Below are 19554 nucleotides of genomic sequence, written 5' to 3' on the forward strand. Positions count from 1 at the left end.
CCCGTTCCTTGTAGGGGAAGGCCCCGGTTCGCTGCAAATTGCGTTGTCCATAGTTTAATCGATTGATATTGCAGGCTTTTCGAGAAAACCTTCGAGAGGTCTTGCCGTTGTCATGCTCGTTTGACACAAGAGGCGCGCCTCCGGCGGGAGGCGACGTGCGAACGAGGATCGACCTGATGAACGTGGCCCACAACATTATCGCCGGACTTGACCGGATACTCACCATGGAACTGGTGCGCGTCACCGAACGCGCCGCCGTCGCGGCCGCCAGGCTGCGCGGACGCGGTGACGAAAAGGCCGCCGACCAGGTCGCGGTGGACGCCATGCGCCAGGAGCTCAATCGCCTCGCCATCAAAGGCACGGTGGTGATCGGCGAGGGCGAGCGGGACGAGGCGCCGATGCTCTATATCGGCGAGGAGGTCGGCACCGGCAAAGGCCCGGCGGTCGACATCGCGCTCGACCCGCTGGAAGGCACCACGATCTGCGCCAAGAACCTGCCCAACGCGCTGGCCGTCATCGCCATCGCCGAGAAGGGCAGCCTGCTGTTCGCGCCCGACGTCTACATGGACAAGATCGCCATCGGTCCGGGCTATGCCAACGGCGTCATCGACATCGATGCCTCGCCGGCCGAAAACATCGCTAGCCTGGCCAGGGCCAAGGGCGTCGCGGTGTCCGACGTCACCGCCTGCATCCTCGACCGCCCGCGCCATGGCAAGCTGATCGACGCCGTGCGCGCCACCGGGGCGGCGATCCGGCTGATCGGCGATGGCGACGTCGCCGGTGTCATCCACACCACCGATCCCGAGGAAACCGGCATCGACATCTATCTCGGCACTGGCGGCGCGCCGGAGGGCGTGCTGGCCGCGGCGGCGCTGCGCTGCACGGGTGGCCAGATGCAGGGCCGCTTGATCCTCGACACGCCCGAAAAGGTCGCCCGCGCCGGCAAGATGGGTATTGCCGACCCGAAGCGGGTTTACCGGGCCGAGGACATGGCGCGCGGCGATGTGCTGTTCGCGGCCACCGGCGTCACCGACGGCAACATGCTGGCAGGGGTCAAGTTCGGCCGCAACTACATTACCACGCACACCATCGTGCTGCGCTCCTCGTCGCGCACCGTGCGCGAGATCAAGGCCCGGCATCAGGACCTGGAAAAGTTTTGATGCATTCCTGACTGGCCGTCGCATATTGTGGGCAATGAACATCCGCAAACGCCGCCTCGCATGACGGGCGAAAGACGCCTTTTTCTCGATGTCCGGCAGTCGGCCACCGGTGTTTCCTGGGAACATCGGCTGACCGAGCGGCAGGACATGGTCGCGCTTGCCATCGCACAGGGGCACGGCGTGCCCGATATCGTCGCGCGCGTGCTTGCCGGACGAGGCGTGACGGCGGAACAGGCGGAGCGCTTTCTCGACCCGACGATCCGCGACCTGCTGCCGGACCCGGCATCGCTGACCGACATGGACAAGGCGGCCATTCGCATAGCCGCCGCGGTGATGGCCCGGGAGAAGGTGGCGATCTTCGGCGACTACGACGTCGATGGGGCCGCCTCGTCGGCCTTGCTCAAACGCTTCCTCGCGCATTTCTCGATATCGTCGGAAATCTACATTCCCGATCGTATCTTCGAAGGCTATGGCCCCAATCCGGAAGCCATGCGCGAGCTCGTCTCGCGCGGCGCGACGCTGATCGTCACCGTCGATTGCGGCACCAACAGCGCGGTTTCCATCGACGCGGCCAATGCCGCCGGTGCCGATGTCGTGGTGCTCGACCATCACCAGATCGGCGGCGCTTTGCCAGCGGCGCACGCGGTGGTGAACCCCAACCGCGACGACGACCTTTCCGGGCAGGGCCATCTCTGCGCCGCCGGCGTGGTTTTTCTCGCGCTGGTGCAGACCGCCAAGGTCCTGCGCGGCCGGCTTGCCGACGCCACGCCGCCGGACCTGCTCTCGCTGCTCGATCTCGTGGCGCTGGCCACGGTCTGCGATGTGGTGCCGCTTACCGGCGTCAATCGCGCCTTCGTCGTCAAGGGCCTGCAGGTGGCGCGCCAGCAGAAGAATGAGGGACTGGCGGCGCTGGCGCGGGTCTCACGCGTCGGGGAGCCGATCGGCACCTTCCATCTGGCCTACCTGATCGGACCGCGCATCAACGCCGGCGGGCGCATCGGCGACGCCGCCCTCGGAAGCCGGCTGCTTGCGACCGACGATCCGGTAGAGGCCCGCACCATCGCCGAGACGCTCGACCGGCTCAACCAGGAGCGGCAGTTGATGGAGCAGGAGATGCTGGCCGCGGCGCGTGCCGAGGCCGATGCCGAGCTTGCCGGCGGCAGCGGGCCGGCCATCGTCGTCACCGCCAGCACCAACTGGCATCCCGGCATCGTCGGCCTGCTCGCCTCCAGGCTCAAGGATCATGCGCGCCGGCCGGCCTTCGCCATCGCCTTCAACGCCACCGGCACCGGCACCGGTTCGGGCCGTTCGGTGTCGGGCTTCGATCTCGGCCGGCTGGTGCGCGAAGCCGTAGATGCCGGGCTGATCGTCAAGGGCGGCGGCCATGGCATGGCGGCCGGCATTACCGTTGAGCGCACGCGGCTCGGCGAACTCAGGGCATTTTTCGAGGAGCGCGCGGCAGCCGACGTGTTCCGATTGCAGGGCGAGGAAAGCCTGGCGATCGACGGCGCGCTTGCCGCCGAGGGTGCAACGCTGGCTTTGCTGGATGCGCTGGAAAAGGCCGGCCCGTTCGGCGCGGGGCATGTCGCGCCTGTTTTCGCGCTGCCGCGGCATCGGCTGGCCGACGCCCGGTTGGTCGGCACCAACCACATCCGCGCCGACCTGCAGTCGGGCAGCGGCGGCCGCATCCAGGCGATCGCCTTTCGTGCCGTCGACACCGTGCTTGGCGACTTCCTGTTCAAGAACCGCGGCAAGACGATCCATGTCGCCGGCTCTTTGTCGGGCAATTACTGGAACGGCAATCGCAGCGTGCAGTTCCGCATCGTCGACGCGGCACGGGCCTGATGCGTCTTTGATCAGGCGAGAACCGTCTGAAGCCGGGTCAGTTCGCCGATCTGTGCCATCGTTGCCCGATAGCCGATCTGGATCGCCTCATCGGCGCGGTGGAATTCGGTCAGACCGATGTGGCTGAGCTTGGGCTGCAGCGACATGTCGGGCGGATCGCCGGCAAGCCTGGCGCGCGAGATTCGATCCTGGATGATGTTGAAGGCCTCGACCATGACGCCGGTGATGCCAAGCCGCGTCTGATGCGCCCGGTGCTCCGGGTCGAATTGGCCACTGCGCGGCGCATCGTTCTCGACGACCAGTTCGCCGGCGCTATGCTTGATGACGGCGGCACGGCCGAACAGGTCGTAATGAAGGTTGACCGCGACAACCAGCGGCTGCTCATAGGCGCGGCAGACCGACACCGGCACCGGATTGACCAAAGCTCCGTCGACCAGCACGCGACCATTGCAAGTCACCGGCTCGAACACTCCGGGCAAGGCATAGGAAGCGCGCATGGCTGTTATCAGCGAGCCGTTCGACAGCCAGATCTCATGGCCGGTGCGGATTTCGGAAGCGACCGCGACGAACGGCTTGGACAAATCCTCAAAGCGAATGCCGGCCACATGCTCCCGCAGGCGAGCATCCAGCTTCATGCCGCCGAACAGACCGCTGCCGCGCAGGTTGAGATCGAGCAGGCCGAAGATGCGCCGCCTGGTCAGACTGCGGGCGAACTCTTCCAGCTCGTCCAGTTTTCCGGCGAGATAACAGCCGCCGACCAGCGCGCCGATCGAGGTGCCGGCAATCATCGAAACCTCGATGCCGGCTTCATCGAGCGCGCGCAGCACGCCAATGTGCGCCCAGCCTCTTGCGCAACCGCCGCCCAAGGCAAGCGAAATGCCAGTTTTCTTTGGTGATGTTGTTTCGGACGCGCCGCCGGACGAAGCGGGACCATTCGCCTCTCGTACGTCCGCTCTGTTACGCAATGACGCCCACTCGAGCATCATGATCTCCCTTGTCCCATGGCTAATATATAGGCGGGCCGTATCGAAATGGTGAATCTATGTGGTTGGCCGCGAGCAGAAGGTTCAAGCTGGTCATTCACGGGAGCTTCCGATACGTTTTTTCCGCATCGAACAAGGGCTCGCTGCCATCGTCGGCAAGCGTCGCCTTGCCGTCGATCAGCCCCACCGTCCGATAGAAGCAGGAACGCCGGCCCGTGTGACAAGTTGCGTCGTGGCCTAGCACTTTGACGCGCAACCATATGGCGTCCTGGTCACAATCCGTGAGCACCTCGACGACATGCTGGAGATTGCCTGACGTTTCGCCCTTCTTCCACAGCGCATTGCGCGAACGCGACCAGTAGTGGGCGATACCTGTTTCGAGCGTCAACGCCAGAGCCTGCGCATTCATGTGCGCGACCATCAAAAGCATGCCGTCCGCCGCATCGGTGACGACGACGGTGACCAAGCCGGCGGCATCGAAGCGCGGTGAAAACACCGCGCCTTCTTCCAGCGCTTTCTTGTCTGAGGGAGCCTTCGGAAATTCCAGTGCCGACATCGCCGGGCTATCTTCCTGTTTGACCATGATCTATCCGAAAACCGGTATCCACCTTTCGGAATCATGGTCCGGCGATGCCGGGCGAGGGGGCTTACACCCCACCGCCGCGCACCATGGTGACGAAACGAACCTGTTCTTCTGGAGTATCCTTGAACACGCCGGTGAAGGTCGAGGTCAGCGTGGTGGAGCCCTGCTTGCGGATGCCGCGCATGGCCATGCACATATGCTCGGCCTCGATCATCACGGCGACGCCGCGCGGATTGAGCACGTCCTGGATGACGCCCGCGATCTGCGCGGTCATGGCTTCCTGGGTCTGCAGGCGATGGGCGAAGATGTCGACCACGCGTGCGATCTTGGACAGGCCGACGACCTTGCCGTCCGGCAGATAGCCGACATGGGCCTTGCCGATGATCGGCACCATGTGATGCTCGCAATGCGAATGGAACTGGATGTCCTTGACGATGACAAGGTCGTCGTAGCCGGCCACTTCCTCGAAGGTGCGGCCAAGCTCTTCGGCCGGGCACATGTCATAGCCGCCGAACATTTCCCGATAGGCCTTGGCCACGCGCTTGGGGGTGTCGACCAGGCCTTCGCGATCGGGGTTGTCGCCGGTCCAGCGCAAAAGCGTACGCACCGCGGCCTCGACCTCGGCCTCGCTCGGCCTGTCGGTGACAGGCTTTTCCATGTAGGCCGACTGGGGCATGAACTTCTTGATAACGGCATCCATAAAGGCGTCTCCCGTAGTCCCTCTCTCAGGAGGAACGAGTTGAACGGACCACGACCTTTCGGCGTCGGAAACTCGCCCCGTTTCCAGCCCCGTAAGCGGCGTGAGCAAACTGCGGCAAAGACGCGGGCTTTCGTCGCCTTGTCGATACCGGACTGCCACCATTATATATGGTCATGGCGAGCGAAAGGAAGACGCGTCAGCGGCAAACGCTGTTCGCTTGGCGGCGACGGACTGGAAAATAATGATCAACGACGTCTACAATGCGAAAATTCTCGGTTTTGCCGGAAACATCACGCGGATCGGCCGGCTCGATCATCCCGATGCCAGCGCGAGGGCGCATTCCAAATTGTGCGGCTCTACCGTTACCGTCGATCTCAACATGGCGGACGGCGTGGTTACCGATTTCGCCCATGACGTGAAGGCTTGCGCGCTCGGCCAGGCCTCGTCGTCTATCATGGCGCAACATGTGGTTGGCGCTACGGCCGACGAATTGCGCGCGGTGCGCGAGACCATGCTGAAAATGCTGAAAGAGAACGGCGCGCCGCCGGAAGGCCGCTTCGCCGATCTCAAATATCTGGAACCCGTGCGCGACTACAAGGCGCGCCATGCCTCGACCATGCTTACCTTCGACGCCGTGGTCGACGCGATCGGCCAGATCGAGAAGAAGCGCGCCGAAGAAGCCGCTTGATAGCCCCTTGGCGGCCTATCGGGGCCGCCTGCTTTCGGCGAATTCGCTTCTCACCCAGTCGGCGAAAGCGGCGGCCGGCTCGGGGAGATCACGCAGGCTTCTGGCCACCAGCCAATAGGCGCCGGACGCGACGTCGATGTCGAACGGCTTGACCAGCGTGCCGGAGGCGAGCTCTTCGCCGATCTGCAGGAGATCGCCCAGCGCCACGCCGTGTCCGAGCAGGGCGGCCTGCTTCGAAAGCGAGGCATCCGCCAGCATGGGACCGCGCGCGGGCACTACATCGGCAGGCACGCCGGCCGCCTCGAACCAGCGCGCCCAACCCTGTCGGTTTTCCTCATGCAACAGCGTGTAGCGGCCAAGCTCGGCCGGCTTGTCGAGGGGAGGTCCCGCGGCAAGCAGCGCCGGCGACAGAACCGGTGAATCGACTGTCGAGGCAAGCCGCTCGGCCTCGCTGCGCGGCCATGAGACAGCATGCGCACTGAAGCGCAAGGCGAGTTCTGGCTGGTCGCCGCGAAACTCGATCAGCCTTGGATCGACTTCGAGCGCGACGTCGATATCGGGCCGCAATTGGCGAAAACGGTTGAGCCGCGGCACCAGCCATACCGATGCCAGCGACGGCTCGACGCTGACACGAACCACTGTCTGCGCCGGAGCCGCCACCAACTCGGAAAGCAGGGCGTCGATGGCGTCGAAACTCCTGACCAGTTGACTGAGCAGCCGGCGGCCCGCATCGGTCAGTTCGACGCGGCGATGGCGACGTTCGAACAGGGGCCGGCGCAGAAAGATCTCGAGCTCGCGGATCTGCCGGCTGATCGCCGCCTGCGAGACGAAAAGCTCCTCGGCCGCCCTGCTGAAGCTCAGGTGCCGCCCGGCTGCTTCAAAGCTCCTCAAGGCCGTCAGCGGCAGTCGCCCGCGCTTCATTCACATAACCCAGGATTATCCGAAGCGGAAATTATACTCGTTTGAAGGCGAAGGCCAGCGACGGTCTACTCGTCGCCAAGGAGATGCGGCCATGATCCAGTTGCTGGAGATTTTTGGCGATGTGATGCGGATTGCAACCTTTCAGTGGCGTGACGAAAGAACCTGTCGAAAGCATTACGAGGAGCAGTCTAGCTCCTGCCGGTGGGCACCGCCGGTTGATCGGCAGCCACTCCGCCGCTTCCGCCCGTGAAAGCTCAGCAAGCAGGGGCGGGATTGCGTTCTCCCGATGAAGCCCACATCTATCGTGTGGAAAGACGGAGATGGCAGTGGGCGACCAGCATGGGCATGCACATACAGCCGGGCCGCCGCGGCACGGGCGCAACTGGTCCGGCCTGTGGCGCAAGACCCCCGGCCGGGTGTTGGGCACGTCGCTGGTGCGCCTTTATCAACTGACGCTGTCCGGCTTCATCGGCAGTTCCTGCCGTCACCTGCCGACCTGTTCGGAATATGCGCATGAGGCGATCGCCCGCCATGGGCTTTGGGCCGGCGGCTGGATGGGGTTTTTCAGGGTTCTGCGCTGCGGGCCATTCGGCACCCACGGCGTCGACCTTGTTCCGGAGGTTCTGGCGGATCGGTATGTCTGGTTTACGCCGTGGCGATATTGGCGGATCGGCGGCAATCGCGACGATGCGCGAAGCTGACTCCCGATCAGTTTTCAAGCCGACCGTTTACGATCCGGTAGGGTTAATGGCAGCCTGCACAACAACTGCGAATTTGAGACAAAATCGAGACAAGAGACCCCGCTAAGCCGCTCGCCGAACCCTCTCTGGAGCGAGCATCCAATGCGCAACGTCGACCGTCTTCCCTTCATCCTTGCCGGAGTCCTGTTCCTACTTGCCTGGCTTCTGGGATTTCCGATGCGCGCGCAATCGGCGCCGCTCGGGCATGTGCAATGCACGCTGATCGCCGACGCGCAGAGCGGCAAGACGCTTTACCAGGACGGCGCCTGCGACCAGCGGTTCAGCCCGGCCTCGACATTCAAGGTGGCGCTGTCGCTGATCGGCTACGATGCCGGCATACTGAGCGACGAGCACACGCCGAGCTGGGACTACAAGCCTGAATTCAAGGCGGTCAAGCGGGACCACAAGACCGTCGATCCGACGATCTGGGAGCGGGACTCGGTGCTCTGGTATTCACGCGAGATCACCCGCCGGCTTGGACCGGAAAGCTTTGCCGGCTACGTCTCGAAGTTCGGCTACGGCAATGCGGATGTTTCCGGCGATCCCGGCAAGAATGACGGCCTAACCCATTCCTGGGTGAACTCCTCGCTCAAGATCACGCCGGTCGAACAGGTCGATTTCCTGCGTAAGCTGCTCGCCGGCAAGATGCCGGTCTCGGCCAAGGCTCACGACATGACGAAAGCCATCATACCGAGCTTCAAGGCCGGCGACTGGACCGTCCAGGGCAAGACCGGCAGCACCAGGCTCGGCGAGGGTGGCAAGGACAGGCGCTCGCTTGGTTGGTTTGTCGGCTGGGCGCAGAAGGACGGCCGCCAGATCGTGTTTGCCCGACTTGTCGTCGATACGAAGCGGAGCGACATGCCGAAGGGGCTTGCGACGCGTGCGGCCTTCCTGAAGGACCTGCCGCAACTCATCAAATGAAACGCTGGGTGCCAATCCGGCTTTACGGCGGCGGAAACTGCCCATAAAAGACAGCCCGCCGCCGGAGGCTCCGGCTTACCCGCGCATGTCTTGGCCTTCGAACCGCTGACGACCTGCATTTCACCACCCGCGCTCGTTTGCGGGACTGGATAGGAGATACCTGATGCTGAATTCCGTTTCCCTGACATTTCCCGATGGCTCCGTGCGCGACTACGACGCGGCGATGACCGGGGCCGGGCTTGCCGAATCGATCTCCAAGTCGCTGGCCAAGAAGGCCGTTGCCTATGCCATCGACGGCACCGTGCGCGATCTCTCCGATCCGCTCGGCAAGTCCGGCAAGATCGAGATCATCACCCGCGACGATCCGCGCGCGCTGGAACTCATCCGCCATGATGCGGCACACGTGCTGGCGGAGGCCGTGCAGGAGATATGGCCGGGAACGCAGGTGACCATCGGGCCGGTGATCGAGAACGGATTCTACTACGACTTCGCCCGCAACGAGCCGTTCACTCCGGACGACTTCCCGGTGATCGAGAAGAAGATGCGCGAGATCATCGCGCGCAACAAGCCGTTCACCAAGGAGGTCTGGTCGCGCGACAAGGCCAAAAAGGTCTTCGCCGATAAGGGCGAGCGCTACAAACTGGAACTGATCGACGCCATTCCTGACGATCAGGATCTCAAGATCTACGCGCAAGGCGACTGGTTCGACCTTTGCCGCGGTCCGCACATGGCCTCGACCGGGCAGATCGGCAATGCCTTCAAGCTGATGAAGGTGGCGGGCGCCTATTGGCGCGGAGATTCGAACAATCCGATGCTGACGCGCATCTACGGCACGGCATGGGCTGATCAGGCGCAGCTCGAGGCCTACCAGACAATGCTGGAGGAAGCCGAAAAGCGCGACCATAGGAAGCTCGGCCGCGAGATGGATCTGTTCCACTTCCAGGAAGAGGGGCCGGGCGTCGTCTTCTGGCACGCCAAGGGCTGGAAGATGTTCCAGAATCTGGTCAACTACATGCGCCGCCGCCTCGACGAGCAGGGCTATCAGGAGGTCAACGCGCCGCAGGTGCTCGACAAGAGCCTGTGGGAGACGTCGGGCCATTGGGGATGGTATCGCGACGCCATGTTCAAGGTGACGGTCGCCGGCGACGACACCGACGACGACCGCGTGTTCGCGCTGAAGCCGATGAATTGTCCCGGCCACGTGCAGATATTCAAGCATGGGTTGAAATCCTATCGCGACCTGCCCGTAAAGCTTGCGGAATTCGGCAATGTGCATCGCTACGAGCCGTCGGGCGCGCTGCACGGGCTGATGCGCGTGCGCGGCTTCACGCAGGACGACGCGCATATCTTCTGCACCGAGGAGCAGCTGGCGTCGGAGTGCCTGCGCATCAACGACCTGATCCTGTCGACCTATGCCGATTTCGGCTTCGACGAGATCAGCGTGAAACTGTCGACGCGGCCGGACAAGCGCGTCGGTACCGACGAGGCCTGGGATCACGCCGAAGCGATCATGGGCGGCGTGCTGGAGACGATCAGGACGCGATCGGGCAACCGCATCAAGACCTCGATCAATCCTGGCGAGGGCGCCTTCTACGGGCCGAAGTTCGAATATGTGCTGAAGGATGCCATCGGCCGCGAATGGCAATGCGGCACCACGCAGGTCGACTTCAACCTGCCGGAGCGTTTCGGCGCCTTCTACATCGGCTCGGATTCCGAGAAGAAACAGCCTGTTATGGTGCACCGTGCCATCTGCGGCTCGATGGAGCGCTTCCTCGGCATCCTGATCGAGAACTATTCCGGCCATTTCCCGCTGTGGTTCGCGCCGCTGCAGGTGGTGGTGGCGACGATCACTTCGGACGCCGATGGCTATGCGAACGAAGTGGTGGCGAAGCTGAAAGCCACAGGCTTGTCCGCCGAGGCGGATCTGCGCAACGAGAAGATCAACTACAAGGTCCGCGAGCACTCGCTGGCCAAGGTTCCGGTCATTCTTGTCTGCGGCAAGCGCGAGGCGGAGGAGCAGACGGTCAACATGCGCCGGCTCGGATCGCGCGACCAGGAGTCGCTGGGTCTCGCCCAAGCGGTCGCGCAGCTGACCGAAGAAGCGATCACGCCCGATCGCCGGCGCCAGCGCGCCGCCTGATCAGACAGTATTTGAAGCCGAAATGGCGGTGGACCAGTCCACCGCCATTTTCATATCCCGCCGTTTTCACATCCTTGTCACGGCAGTCTTGTAATAAGCCTTATGATCAAGCTGAAATTGCGGGAAAAACCGTTTCCCGAGCTTTCCTATGCCAATCCACGACAGCCGGTGCTGACGCGGTGGGTCATCCATTCCATCGAGGGCCTGTCCGGACGCGACCGTTTTGCAGCGCTTTATGATTTTTGGCGCCGCCAGGTGGTCCCGACCGGCGAGCGCGTGTTCAGTCGCATGCTCGAATTGATAGACGTGCGGGTGCGAACCCCCGACCAATGGCCCCCGAAGAACCTGCCCGATACGCCGCTGGTGATCGTCGCCAATCATCCCTTCGGCATCGGCGACGGCATTGCTGCGCTGTCGCTGGCCGAGCAGCTTGGGCGACCGTTCCGGGTCATGATCCACAAGGATCTGCTCAAGATCAGCGAGATGGAGCCCTACTCGCTGCCGATCGACTTTTCCGAGACCAAGGACGCTCTGAAGAACAACATGGCGGTGCGTCACGAGGCTGTGCGGCTCCTGAAAGAAGGTGTCACCATCGTGGTATTTCCGGCCGGCGGCGTCGCCACCGCGCCGAAGGGTTTTGGCCAGGCACGCGACCTGCCATGGAAGATGTTTCCGGCCCGTCTCGTGCAGGATGCCAAGGCTTCCGTCGTGCCGATGCATTTCTCCGGCCAGAACGGCAGGCTGTTCCATCTGGTCAGCGGTCCCATGAACATGGCCGAGCGCGACGGGCGCGTGGCGAAGTTCGTCGGCAAGGCATCGCTGACGCTGCGCATTTCGTTGCTTATCCACGAGTTCGCCCCGCTTTCCGGCAAGTCGATCGACGTGCGTGTCGGCGATGTGCTGAGCTGGAACGAACTGGAGCCCGGGCGCGACCGCAAGGCGCTGCTCGAGCGCCTCTATAAAGGCGTTTTCGATCTGGCGCCGCCGGTGCCTCGCCGCCGGATTCCATTCCTGCCGGCACGGGCCAAGCTGGCGGCCTAGATCCATTTCGTCGACGATCCGAAGGGAACCGCTTCAGGCTTACCCGGGATTTTGACTAATCCGCACCTTCTTCCGGATCCATCGCGGCGGCTTCCGTCGCGAGAACCTCGATTTCCTGGTTCTGTCCGGCCACGACAGTGAAATCCTTCTGGTAGATGCGGTCGCGGTTCTTGGCGATGATGGTGTAGTCGCCTTCGGCCAGCACCATGGAGGCGAAGGCGCCGACGGTTTCCTTGATCGGATCGCCGGATTCGTTGAGCAGCGACCATGACGTGTCGGCGATCGCTTCGCCGCCCGCTTCACGCACCAGCTTCAACGTAATCTCGGCGGCGTGATGCTCGACGGTGGCTTCGGTCAGCTTGCCGGCCTCGACGCGGATGTCGGAGCGGATGACGGCATTGACCGCGCCATAGGTCGAGACCACGTGGTAGACGCCGGCATTGAGACGCACCACGCTGTTAGGCTCGACATCGGGAATGATCAGCGCACGATCGCCATTGGGTTCGGCATTGCCTTCATAGATCGAGAAGCGCAGCTTCTTGGGCGGGATGCGCGCCCCTCCGGAAAGGACGGCGTCGAGCTTCAGGCCGCCGGCATCGAGCACGAGGCTCTCGCGCTTGGCGTCCTTGCCGACGGTGATGCGCTTGGTGGCACCGGCCCGGCCGTAGGAAGCGTGAACCAGATAGCTGCCGGGTTCGAGCTGGAAGACCGCCGTGCCGCCATGGGCGGAAGCCACCATCGGCAATTTGCCGTTTACGGCCTCCGGCTTGAAGACACGCCAGACGATGCCGCGGGTGATGTCGCCTCCCTTGTCGGTCAATTGCGCGGACAAGGTGATGGCGCCGCCGCCGCCCAGCGCCAGCGATGTCTCGCCTTTCGGCGTCGCGTAGCTCGAAATTCCGGGAAGCTTCAGGTCGCTGACGCCATCCACGTTCTGCGCCACGGCAAAGGAAACCGGCGCCATGAGCAGCAGGGTGCAGACCCAGATCAGGAAAAGACGCAAAGTCCCCTCAAACATGCCTTGCGTTGAAGCCCATGGCGGTGGCAATTTCAAGGCTTAAGAGTCCGACCGATACGACTCTCCAGCCTGGCGCGCCCGCGTCGATGCCCGAGCCGCCCCGCATCCCATGGCGCGCTTCAGCTCAAAATTGAACTTAGGAGACTTGCGCCCATGGCGTCCCCGATCATCGACTTCCTGCTGACCCGCAATTCAGCGCCGATTCCAGACTTGAAGGAGCCTGCGCCCGGCGACGCCGAGATCGCCACGATGATCGCCGCGGCCACGCGCGTGCCCGACCATGGTCGGCTCGAGCCCTGGCGCTTCATTCTTTATCGCGGTGATGCCCGCATCGAGATCGGCAGAAAGCTGGCGGCCCTTGCCGAACAGCGGGAGGGACCTTTACCGGATGGCCGCCGCAACCAGGAGCTGGCGCGCTTCTCGCGCGCGCCGCTGGTGATCGGCGTCGTGTCGGCGCCGAAGGAAAATCCAAAAATCCCGCAATGGGAGATGTTCCTGTCCGGCGGCATGGCGGCGATGAACCTGATGATTGCCGCCAACGCACTGGGCTATGGCACCAACATGATCAGCAACTGGTATTCGGACGTGCCGGAGGGCAGGGCGATCCTGGGGCTGGCGCCGCAGGAGCGCGTCGTCGGCTTCGTCCATATCGGCTCTTATGGCGGCCCGGCGCCGGAGCGGCCGCGCCCCGATCCGGCAAAGCTTTATGCGGATTATGCCGGGCCCTGGGCGGGCTAAGTGTTCTACGAGCCGTCAAAGGGGCACGGACTGCCGCACGATCCGTCGAAGGCGATCGTGGCGCCGCGCCCGATCGGCTGGATCTCGACCCTGAACGGGGCCGGCGAGATCAACCTCGCGCCCTATTCCTTCTTCAATGCCGTTTCGACACGGCCCTTTATCGTGTGGTTTTCCTCCGAGGGCGAGAAGGACAGCGCCTCTATGCCGATCTCGCCATGGCGCCGTCGCGTCTTGTCGCGCCGCCGCGCGTGGCGGCCGCACCCGCCGCACTCGAATGCAAGGTGACCGAAGTGTTCCGGCCAAAGGCCCTGGACGGAACGCCGACCAGCGCCGTCGTCGTGGCCGGCGAGGTGATCGGCGTGCATATTGACGATGCCTACCTGAAGGACGGCCTGTTCGATATCAGCAAGGCCGGCAATGTCGCTCGCCTCGGCTATATGGACTATGCCAGCGTCAACGAAGTGTTTTCGATGCGCCGGCCGCGTTGGGGCAAGGATTAGCCCGCGACGGGCGCCCAGTCATTGTACTTTCCTGGCGGCGAGCCGTCATCACGACGCGCCCTAAGCTTGATGACACGGCATGACGAAACCTTCTGCACACCAGGACCGTTTCGTCCAGGCGCGTGATGGGCGATAGTCCGCTGAGCGTCGGCGGTAGTCTGTTGCTGGTAGATGCCTGCGGCAAATATTGTGGAAGGTTGGTCATGGTCTCGAGATTGATCCTCCAGACGTTCGTGTGGTTCGGCGCCATGGGCGCGCTGCTTTTCCTGACAGCGGGCACGCTGACCTGGCCGGGAGCCTGGGTATATCTGGCGGTAATGATCGGGCTAAGCCTGACCCTTGGCGTGACGCTGGCCCGGCGCGATCCCGGCCTGATGAACGAACGGCTGAGCTCTCCCATCCAGAAGAACCAGACCGCGGCCGACAAGGTTCTGTTGAGCATACTCCTGCTCGGCATCTTTGCCTGGCTGGCCTTCATGGGTTTCGATCACCGCTTCGGCTGGTCCGCCGTTCCGGTCTGGGTACAGGTGATCGGTGCGCTGGTTCTGCTGGCCGGACTATGGATCAGCTATCTGACGATGCTGGAGAACAGCTTCGCGGCGCCCGTCGTGAAGATCCAGGCCGAGCGCGGACAACAAGTGATCACAACGGGTCCCTATAGCTATGTGCGCCACCCCATGTATGCCGGCGCCATCCTCTTCTTTGCCGGCACGGCTCTTTTGCTCGGCTCCTGGTGGGGGCTGGCACTGGTCGTCGTGTTCATCGTTCTCCTGGCCATCCGCACATTCATCGAGGAAAAAACACTTCGCACCGGCCTGCGCGGCTATGACGACTATGCGGCCCATGTCCGCTACCGCCTGATCCCGCTGGTCTGGTAGCGGTCAGGCGGAGATTCCGGCTGCCCGGGCGCGTGCCAGAAGCCGCTCGGCCAGCCGCAGATGCGGCCGGTCATACATCTTGCCGTCGATGCCGACGACGCCGGGATTTCCCGCCGCCTGGAATGCCGCGACAATTGCCGCCGACTGTTGCACCGCTTCCACCGAGGGCGTGAAGGCGGCGTTTATGACCGGCACCTGATCAGGGTGGATCGCCATCTTGCCGGTGAAGCCGTCTCGTTCGGCCTCCCTGCATTCGGCCTCGAAGGCCGCCATGTCGCGGAAATTCGGGAAGACGGTGTCGATCGCCGCGACTTCCGCCGCGCCCGCTGCGAGGATGGTCATCAGGCGAGCGTGGCGAAACACGTCGGTATAGCGACCGTGCTCGTTGCGGGCGGTGCGCGCGCCAATGGCCGCCGACAGGTCTTCCGCGCCCCAGGTCAGGCCGGCAAGCCGCGCGCTTGCCCCGGCGTAGCTCGCCGCCGCCAGCACGGCGGCCGGTGTTTCGGTGATGATCGGCAGGATTTTTGTCGCGCCGTCGGCCAAGCCGCTTTCCGCTTCGCGGACCCTCAGCTTTGCCGAGAGGTGCTGGACATCCTGGCCGCCGGCCGATTTGGGCAGCATGACCCCGTCCGGCTTTGCCGGGATGAGCGCCGCAAGGTCGTCGTCCGTCAGTCCGGTCGACAGGTCGTTGACCCTGACGTAGATCGCCGATCTTGTTTGCGCCCGGTGGTTGACGATGAAGCGCGCCGCGATTTTTCGCGCCGATGCCTTGCTGTGGGGCGCCACCGAATCCTCAAGGTCGACAATGACCACGTCTGCGCCGGCGCCAAAGCCTTTCTCCAGCTTCCTCTCGGAATCGCCTGGAACGAACAGCAGCGAACGCATCAGGCTGCCTTCTTCAGCATCATGGCCTGTCTCGTGCATTTGGCGACGAGGTCGCCGTTCTGGTTATAGGCCCGATGTTCGAACTCGACGATGCCGCGATCGGGCTTCGACCTGGATTCGCGCACCGAGACGACGGTGGTCTCGACGCGGATGGTGTCGCCATGGAAGACCGGATGCGGAAACACCGTTTCCTTCATGCCGAGATTGGCGACCGTCGTACCGACGGTGATGTCGTTGACCGAAATGCCGATCATCAGGCCGAGCGTGAACAGCGAGTTGACCAGCGGCTTGCCCCATTCGCTCCTTGCGGCGAAATCGAAGTCGATATGCAGCGGCTGCGGGTTCAGCGTCATCACCGAGAACAGCATGTTGTCGCTCTCGGTGACGGTCTTGCGCAGCGTGTGCTGGAAGACATGACCGACGACGAACTCCTCGAGATAAAGCCCAGCCATTTAATTCTCCTCCGCTGCTGGACGGTTGATAGGCGCTGCATCCAGCGCTCGCAAGCCAGTTAACGAACATGGTGAACGCTTCATAAACCAATTCGGCCTAACGTCCGGCCCGGGGTCGGAAGCCTTCCGGCAAGGGGCGTATGCAGGCGGTATGGTTGTTGTTTCGCATTTCCTGAAATGGATTTACACGGCCAGGGTGTCGGAGCGCGCCGCGGCGGCAAGCGCGCTGGCCCGCGCCTATGTCGATGCCGAATTGCCTTTCGAGGACCGCTGCGCCGCCGAAGCGGCGCTGACCTTGCTGCTCGACGATGCATCGTCGAAGGTGCGGCTGGCGATGGCCGAGGCGTTGTCCATGAGCCATCACGCACCGCCACAGATCATCAGCGCGCTTGCCTGCGACCAGCCGGAAGTCGCCGGCGTCGTGCTGACGCGATCGCCCCTGCTTACCGACGCAGACCTGATCAATCGCGTGGCTTCAGGTTCGAAGGCGACGCAAAAACTGATCGCCGATCGGCCATTGGTATCGATGGCGCTGTCGGCGGCTATCGCAGAGATCGGCGAGGCGGAGGCCTGCGCCGTGCTTTTGGCCAACAGCGGCGCCGATATCGCTTCGTTGAGTTTCCGCCGCATGGCCGAGCGCCACGGCCATCTGCCGCTGGTGCGCGAGGCGCTTATATCGGATGCACGCCTGCCTGCCGACTGCCGGCACATGCTGCTCGTCAAGCTCGGTGAGATGCTCAAGAACTCGCCGCTGGTCGTGGCCTTGATGGGAGCCGCCCGGGCCGACCGCGTCATGCGCGACGCTTGCGTTAAGGCCTGCGTGACGCTGATCGAGGGCACGCGCCAGGAAGAACATGCAGCACTGATCGAGCATCTCAGGCTGCGCGGCGATCTCACCGCGAGCTTCCTCATCCGCACCATCGCGCATGGCAAGGTCGATTTTTTCGGCTCGGCGCTGGTCGCGCTCAGCCAGCAGTCCGCCCAAAGAGTGAGGGCGCTGCTGGCCGGCGGACACGACGTGGCCTTGCAGGCGCTGTTCCGCAGTGCCGGCCTGGCTGCCGCCACGCACGCGGTCATCTTGCGCGCGCTGAAAATCTGGCGAGAGGTCGCCAACGGCAAGCGCGTTGCCGGCGTGCAGGAAGTCAGCTGGCTGATGCTGAAGGAATTGGGCGGGGAAGCCACTCAGAGTGATCTCGCGGCGCTGGTCCGCTCGATTCATCTCGACGCACTGCGCGAAAACGCGCGCGGGCACGCGCTGGCGATCGCCGCAGCGTAGGCAAAACGTGCGATGCTGGTGCTGATCGACAGCGCGTGTTATGAACAGGCGTGGTCAGTCTGCATCCGAAGCACGCGGCCGCTCGGGTTGGGCAGGCGGCGAGCGCGCAAAAAGTTCATATGCGTCTGCCCGGAGGGCATCATCTACCGCACCCCCCTTGTCCATGTAGCTGATGACGAGATCGACCTGCTTTTTCGAATTTCGGGGTAGCTTATACACTTCATCGAGTTGTGCCTGCGTCAGGTATTTCGGCAAATGAACGTGCGGGTCTGGTGGTACTTTCCAGTTCAGGAGCCAGTTGCCAGTCATCGCTTTCCAGAACATTCGCTCGTCCGCAATGCCCTTCCTCTTGTTCAGTGTATCGTAGTCGTGCAAGGCAATGAAGGTCTCTGCCTCAAGCTGTCTTTTCACCCAACCGTTAAATGCTGCCATGCGGGCGCGGTAGTCGAGGAACACCTTGCGTAGATCGACATGTTCAGGCGACGCTTCAATATACGCCTGAATAGCGGGAAGGCCGGTTAAACCCTTCGAATAAGACCCGACGATCCGCCGGAGCATGTCGTTGCCTATCACGAATGTCGCATTGCTTGATCCTTCGATAAGCCAGCCGGGTTCGACGGCATGCAGGTGGTGAAGAATTACCCGAAGACCGATAACGAACTCATGCAGGCCGTCCGTTCCGAAACACTCCACGCGCTTGGAATCGTAGCCTGGGATGGGCTGAACCTTATGGAGCCGCCGCCCATGGTCAACCAGCGAAGCTGCCGCATTCGCCGTGGCAAATAGTTCCTTCTGAATCCTGCGCTCCGTTCTACCGGATTGATCCTCTCCGCCAGGTCTAAAATAACCCGACTCTTTCGACAGCACGGCGCTCTCGAAAACGTCGATAGCAACTAGTAAATCTTGGAGACATTGCTCCATGATGGCGAGGCTGATCAGGTAAGAATCCCGGCGCTCCGCCAGCGGATAGCCGGCATGGTGCCGCAAGATTGCGCTTGCATACTGGCTGTTAAGCTTGATGACGGCCTGTGCGAGTTCTTCCGGGACCGGCACCTTACTCGAAGCCATGGCCTGTCGAATCCGCTCGCGCTCCTGCGCTTCGCGCTCTTCCTGCTTCTTAAACAGCGCGGCAACTTGCTCTCGCGTGAGTGAGGGCAAGCTAGTTGCCATTTGGGTTGACCTCCTGGGCTAGGGATCGGGAGCGCGCGTGCTAATGCACGCCAGCGTTCAGTTGACGGTGATCCTGACGCCTACCGGCTTCCATAGCCACATCGCAGTTTGCGGATCGTCCAATGCGGCCCGAAGGAACTGCACGGGGACTGGCACAAAGCCATTGTTGGGCGCTCCATCGCGTAGGCCATTTACCGACCAGCCGGCATAGAGGCCAACCGATCCTTCCCTTGGATTTGGGTTGTTGAGGAATATCGTAGAAATCCTATCATCGGGCTCGCGCGGAAGCAGGATGAGCCCGTGCTGGAAACGCCGTGCCGGGCGCGCGCCCTCAACAGAGCCCGAACGTTCCAAGAGCCCCTTTATCTCCTTCAATTCGGAACGTGCTGCGATCTGCTCGAAGGCCGACAGAACGCAATCGGTGACAAGCATGTAGAACGGAACATCACAGGGCGAATAACCAACGTAGGCTGTCTTCCATTTCGAGAAGGTATCTGCGGCAACATCAATGTTGTTACGCGGTTCCGCCAGAATACGTGGGCTTTTGCGGTCAAAGGGAGCCACCGGCAGCCCAAACCCCGCCAAGACAACGGCCGGATCCATACCTGTTGCCATCGCGAAGGCATCGAACGGCGCCGCGAGCTGCTTCCTGACGCGTTCAAACGCAGGGAAAAAACGCGGATGCGCAAATGCCTTCCAACCATGGGCCAAAGCATCGAGTTGGGCGGTGGGAAAGTGTTGCACCGCCGTCTGCATCAGCGCTTCAGCGAATATTCTTTGCGCCAACTCAGGAGGAAGGTCTTGAGGCGAACTTACCCCATGCTTGGCCAAGGCCGCCGCCAGTCTGGGCTCGGCTTTTTCAAAAGCTTGCTGAACCGCTGCCAGGGCAACCGAGTCCATTTTGGTCATCGTTAT

At 62.9% G+C, this 19554-nt stretch carries 20 protein-coding genes and 1 pseudogene; 12 read left to right on the forward strand and 9 right to left on the reverse strand.

Annotation, left to right across the window (positions count from 1 at the left end):
* Nucleotides 1-176 precede the first annotated feature (176 nt).
* Together glpX and recJ are read left to right on the forward strand one after the other, a co-directional pair.
* A complete protein-coding gene (glpX, locus tag FJ964_RS17335; protein ID WP_140551504.1) occupies nucleotides 177-1160 on the forward strand; it encodes a class II fructose-bisphosphatase in 984 nt (327 codons plus the stop codon).
* Between the two features lie 60 nt (nucleotides 1161-1220).
* Nucleotides 1221-3005 (forward strand): single-stranded-DNA-specific exonuclease RecJ, encoded by a 1785-nt coding sequence (gene recJ / locus FJ964_RS17340; protein ID WP_140551505.1) that lies wholly within the window; start codon nucleotides 1221-1223, stop codon nucleotides 3003-3005.
* An 11-nt stretch (nucleotides 3006-3016) separates the two neighbouring features.
* Here recJ and FJ964_RS17345 read toward each other — a convergent pair whose 3' ends face one another.
* From FJ964_RS17345 to folE, 3 genes are all read right to left on the reverse strand, one after another.
* Nucleotides 3017-3988 (reverse strand): patatin family protein, encoded by a 972-nt coding sequence (locus FJ964_RS17345; RefSeq protein WP_140517059.1) that lies wholly within the window; start codon nucleotides 3986-3988, stop codon nucleotides 3017-3019.
* A 97-nt stretch (nucleotides 3989-4085) separates the two neighbouring features.
* Complete coding sequence (hisI, locus tag FJ964_RS17350; protein WP_140551552.1) at nucleotides 4086-4544, reverse strand: phosphoribosyl-AMP cyclohydrolase; 459 nt, start codon at nucleotides 4542-4544, stop codon at nucleotides 4086-4088.
* A gap of 91 nt (nucleotides 4545-4635) precedes the next feature.
* Nucleotides 4636-5271 carry a GTP cyclohydrolase I FolE gene (folE, locus tag FJ964_RS17355; RefSeq protein WP_140517057.1) on the reverse strand — a complete coding sequence of 212 codons (636 nt, stop codon included), beginning with the start codon at nucleotides 5269-5271 and terminating at the stop codon, nucleotides 4636-4638.
* 241 nt (nucleotides 5272-5512) lie between these two features.
* Between folE and FJ964_RS17360 the strand changes: the two genes are divergently transcribed.
* Nucleotides 5513-5959, forward strand: a complete 447-nt coding sequence (locus tag FJ964_RS17360) for an iron-sulfur cluster assembly scaffold protein (protein ID WP_140495827.1) — start codon at nucleotides 5513-5515, stop codon at nucleotides 5957-5959.
* Nucleotides 5960-5974: 15 nt separating this feature from the next.
* On the opposite strand, the gene FJ964_RS17365 is transcribed toward FJ964_RS17360, so the two are convergent.
* The gene (locus FJ964_RS17365) at nucleotides 5975-6880 is read right to left on the reverse strand and encodes a LysR substrate-binding domain-containing protein (protein WP_140551506.1); all 906 of its coding nucleotides are present in this window, start codon (nucleotides 6878-6880) and stop codon (nucleotides 5975-5977) included.
* Between the two features lie 91 nt (nucleotides 6881-6971).
* On the opposite strand from FJ964_RS17365, the gene FJ964_RS31000 reads away from it, so the two are divergent.
* The 5 genes from FJ964_RS31000 (at nucleotide 6972) to FJ964_RS17385 (ending at nucleotide 11722) form a co-directional block, all read left to right on the forward strand.
* Nucleotides 6972-7130, forward strand: a complete 159-nt coding sequence (locus tag FJ964_RS31000; protein WP_181172507.1) for a hypothetical protein — start codon at nucleotides 6972-6974, stop codon at nucleotides 7128-7130.
* Nucleotides 7131-7206: 76 nt separating this feature from the next.
* Entirely contained in the window at nucleotides 7207-7581 is a 375-nt protein-coding gene (yidD, locus tag FJ964_RS17370) for a membrane protein insertion efficiency factor YidD (RefSeq protein WP_140551553.1), read from the forward strand.
* A gap of 141 nt (nucleotides 7582-7722) precedes the next feature.
* The gene (gene blaOXA, locus FJ964_RS17375) at nucleotides 7723-8541 is read left to right on the forward strand and encodes a class D beta-lactamase (protein WP_140551507.1); all 819 of its coding nucleotides are present in this window, start codon (nucleotides 7723-7725) and stop codon (nucleotides 8539-8541) included.
* A 163-nt stretch (nucleotides 8542-8704) separates the two neighbouring features.
* The gene (gene thrS / locus FJ964_RS17380) at nucleotides 8705-10681 is read left to right on the forward strand and encodes a threonine--tRNA ligase (protein WP_140551508.1); all 1977 of its coding nucleotides are present in this window, start codon (nucleotides 8705-8707) and stop codon (nucleotides 10679-10681) included.
* A gap of 102 nt (nucleotides 10682-10783) precedes the next feature.
* On the forward strand, nucleotides 10784-11722 hold the full coding sequence (locus FJ964_RS17385) for a GNAT family N-acetyltransferase (RefSeq protein WP_140551509.1): 939 nt from the start codon (nucleotides 10784-10786) through the stop codon (nucleotides 11720-11722).
* A gap of 55 nt (nucleotides 11723-11777) precedes the next feature.
* On the opposite strand, the gene FJ964_RS17390 is transcribed toward FJ964_RS17385, so the two are convergent.
* Nucleotides 11778-12740 (reverse strand): hypothetical protein, encoded by a 963-nt coding sequence (locus tag FJ964_RS17390; protein ID WP_140551510.1) that lies wholly within the window; start codon nucleotides 12738-12740, stop codon nucleotides 11778-11780.
* 153 nt (nucleotides 12741-12893) lie between these two features.
* On the opposite strand from FJ964_RS17390, the gene FJ964_RS17395 reads away from it, so the two are divergent.
* From FJ964_RS17395 to FJ964_RS17405, 3 genes and pseudogenes are all read left to right on the forward strand, one after another.
* Nucleotides 12894-13478 (forward strand): nitroreductase, encoded by a 585-nt coding sequence (locus FJ964_RS17395; protein WP_140551511.1) that lies wholly within the window; start codon nucleotides 12894-12896, stop codon nucleotides 13476-13478.
* Nucleotides 13479-13978 (forward strand): annotated as a pseudogene (locus FJ964_RS17400) (flavin reductase family protein).
* A 203-nt stretch (nucleotides 13979-14181) separates the two neighbouring features.
* Nucleotides 14182-14856 (forward strand): isoprenylcysteine carboxylmethyltransferase family protein, encoded by a 675-nt coding sequence (locus tag FJ964_RS17405; RefSeq protein ID WP_140551512.1) that lies wholly within the window; start codon nucleotides 14182-14184, stop codon nucleotides 14854-14856.
* Nucleotides 14857-14859: 3 nt separating this feature from the next.
* Here FJ964_RS17405 and FJ964_RS17410 read toward each other — a convergent pair whose 3' ends face one another.
* Both FJ964_RS17410 and FJ964_RS17415 read right to left on the reverse strand, forming a co-directional pair.
* Nucleotides 14860-15741, reverse strand: a complete 882-nt coding sequence (locus FJ964_RS17410; protein WP_140551513.1) for a CoA ester lyase — start codon at nucleotides 15739-15741, stop codon at nucleotides 14860-14862.
* A complete protein-coding gene (locus FJ964_RS17415) occupies nucleotides 15741-16193 on the reverse strand; it encodes a MaoC family dehydratase (protein WP_140551514.1) in 453 nt (150 codons plus the stop codon). Before FJ964_RS17415 ends, FJ964_RS17410 begins: the two co-directional genes overlap by 1 nt.
* Nucleotides 16194-16344: 151 nt before the next feature.
* Between FJ964_RS17415 and FJ964_RS17420 the strand changes: the two genes are divergently transcribed.
* A complete protein-coding gene (locus tag FJ964_RS17420) occupies nucleotides 16345-17469 on the forward strand; it encodes a DUF2336 domain-containing protein (protein ID WP_140551515.1) in 1125 nt (374 codons plus the stop codon).
* Between the two features lie 54 nt (nucleotides 17470-17523).
* Here the strand turns inward: FJ964_RS17420 and FJ964_RS17425 are convergent, their stop codons facing one another.
* Both FJ964_RS17425 and FJ964_RS17430 read right to left on the reverse strand, forming a co-directional pair.
* Entirely contained in the window at nucleotides 17524-18639 is a 1116-nt protein-coding gene (locus tag FJ964_RS17425) for a hypothetical protein (RefSeq protein ID WP_140551516.1), read from the reverse strand.
* Nucleotides 18640-18696: 57 nt separating this feature from the next.
* Complete coding sequence (locus FJ964_RS17430) at nucleotides 18697-19548, reverse strand: hypothetical protein (RefSeq protein ID WP_140551517.1); 852 nt, start codon at nucleotides 19546-19548, stop codon at nucleotides 18697-18699.
* Nucleotides 19549-19554 lie beyond the last annotated feature (6 nt).

Origin of the sequence: Mesorhizobium sp. B2-3-2 (assembly GCF_006442295.1) — a bacterium.
In the GTDB taxonomy this organism is placed as follows: domain Bacteria; phylum Pseudomonadota; class Alphaproteobacteria; order Rhizobiales; family Rhizobiaceae; genus Mesorhizobium.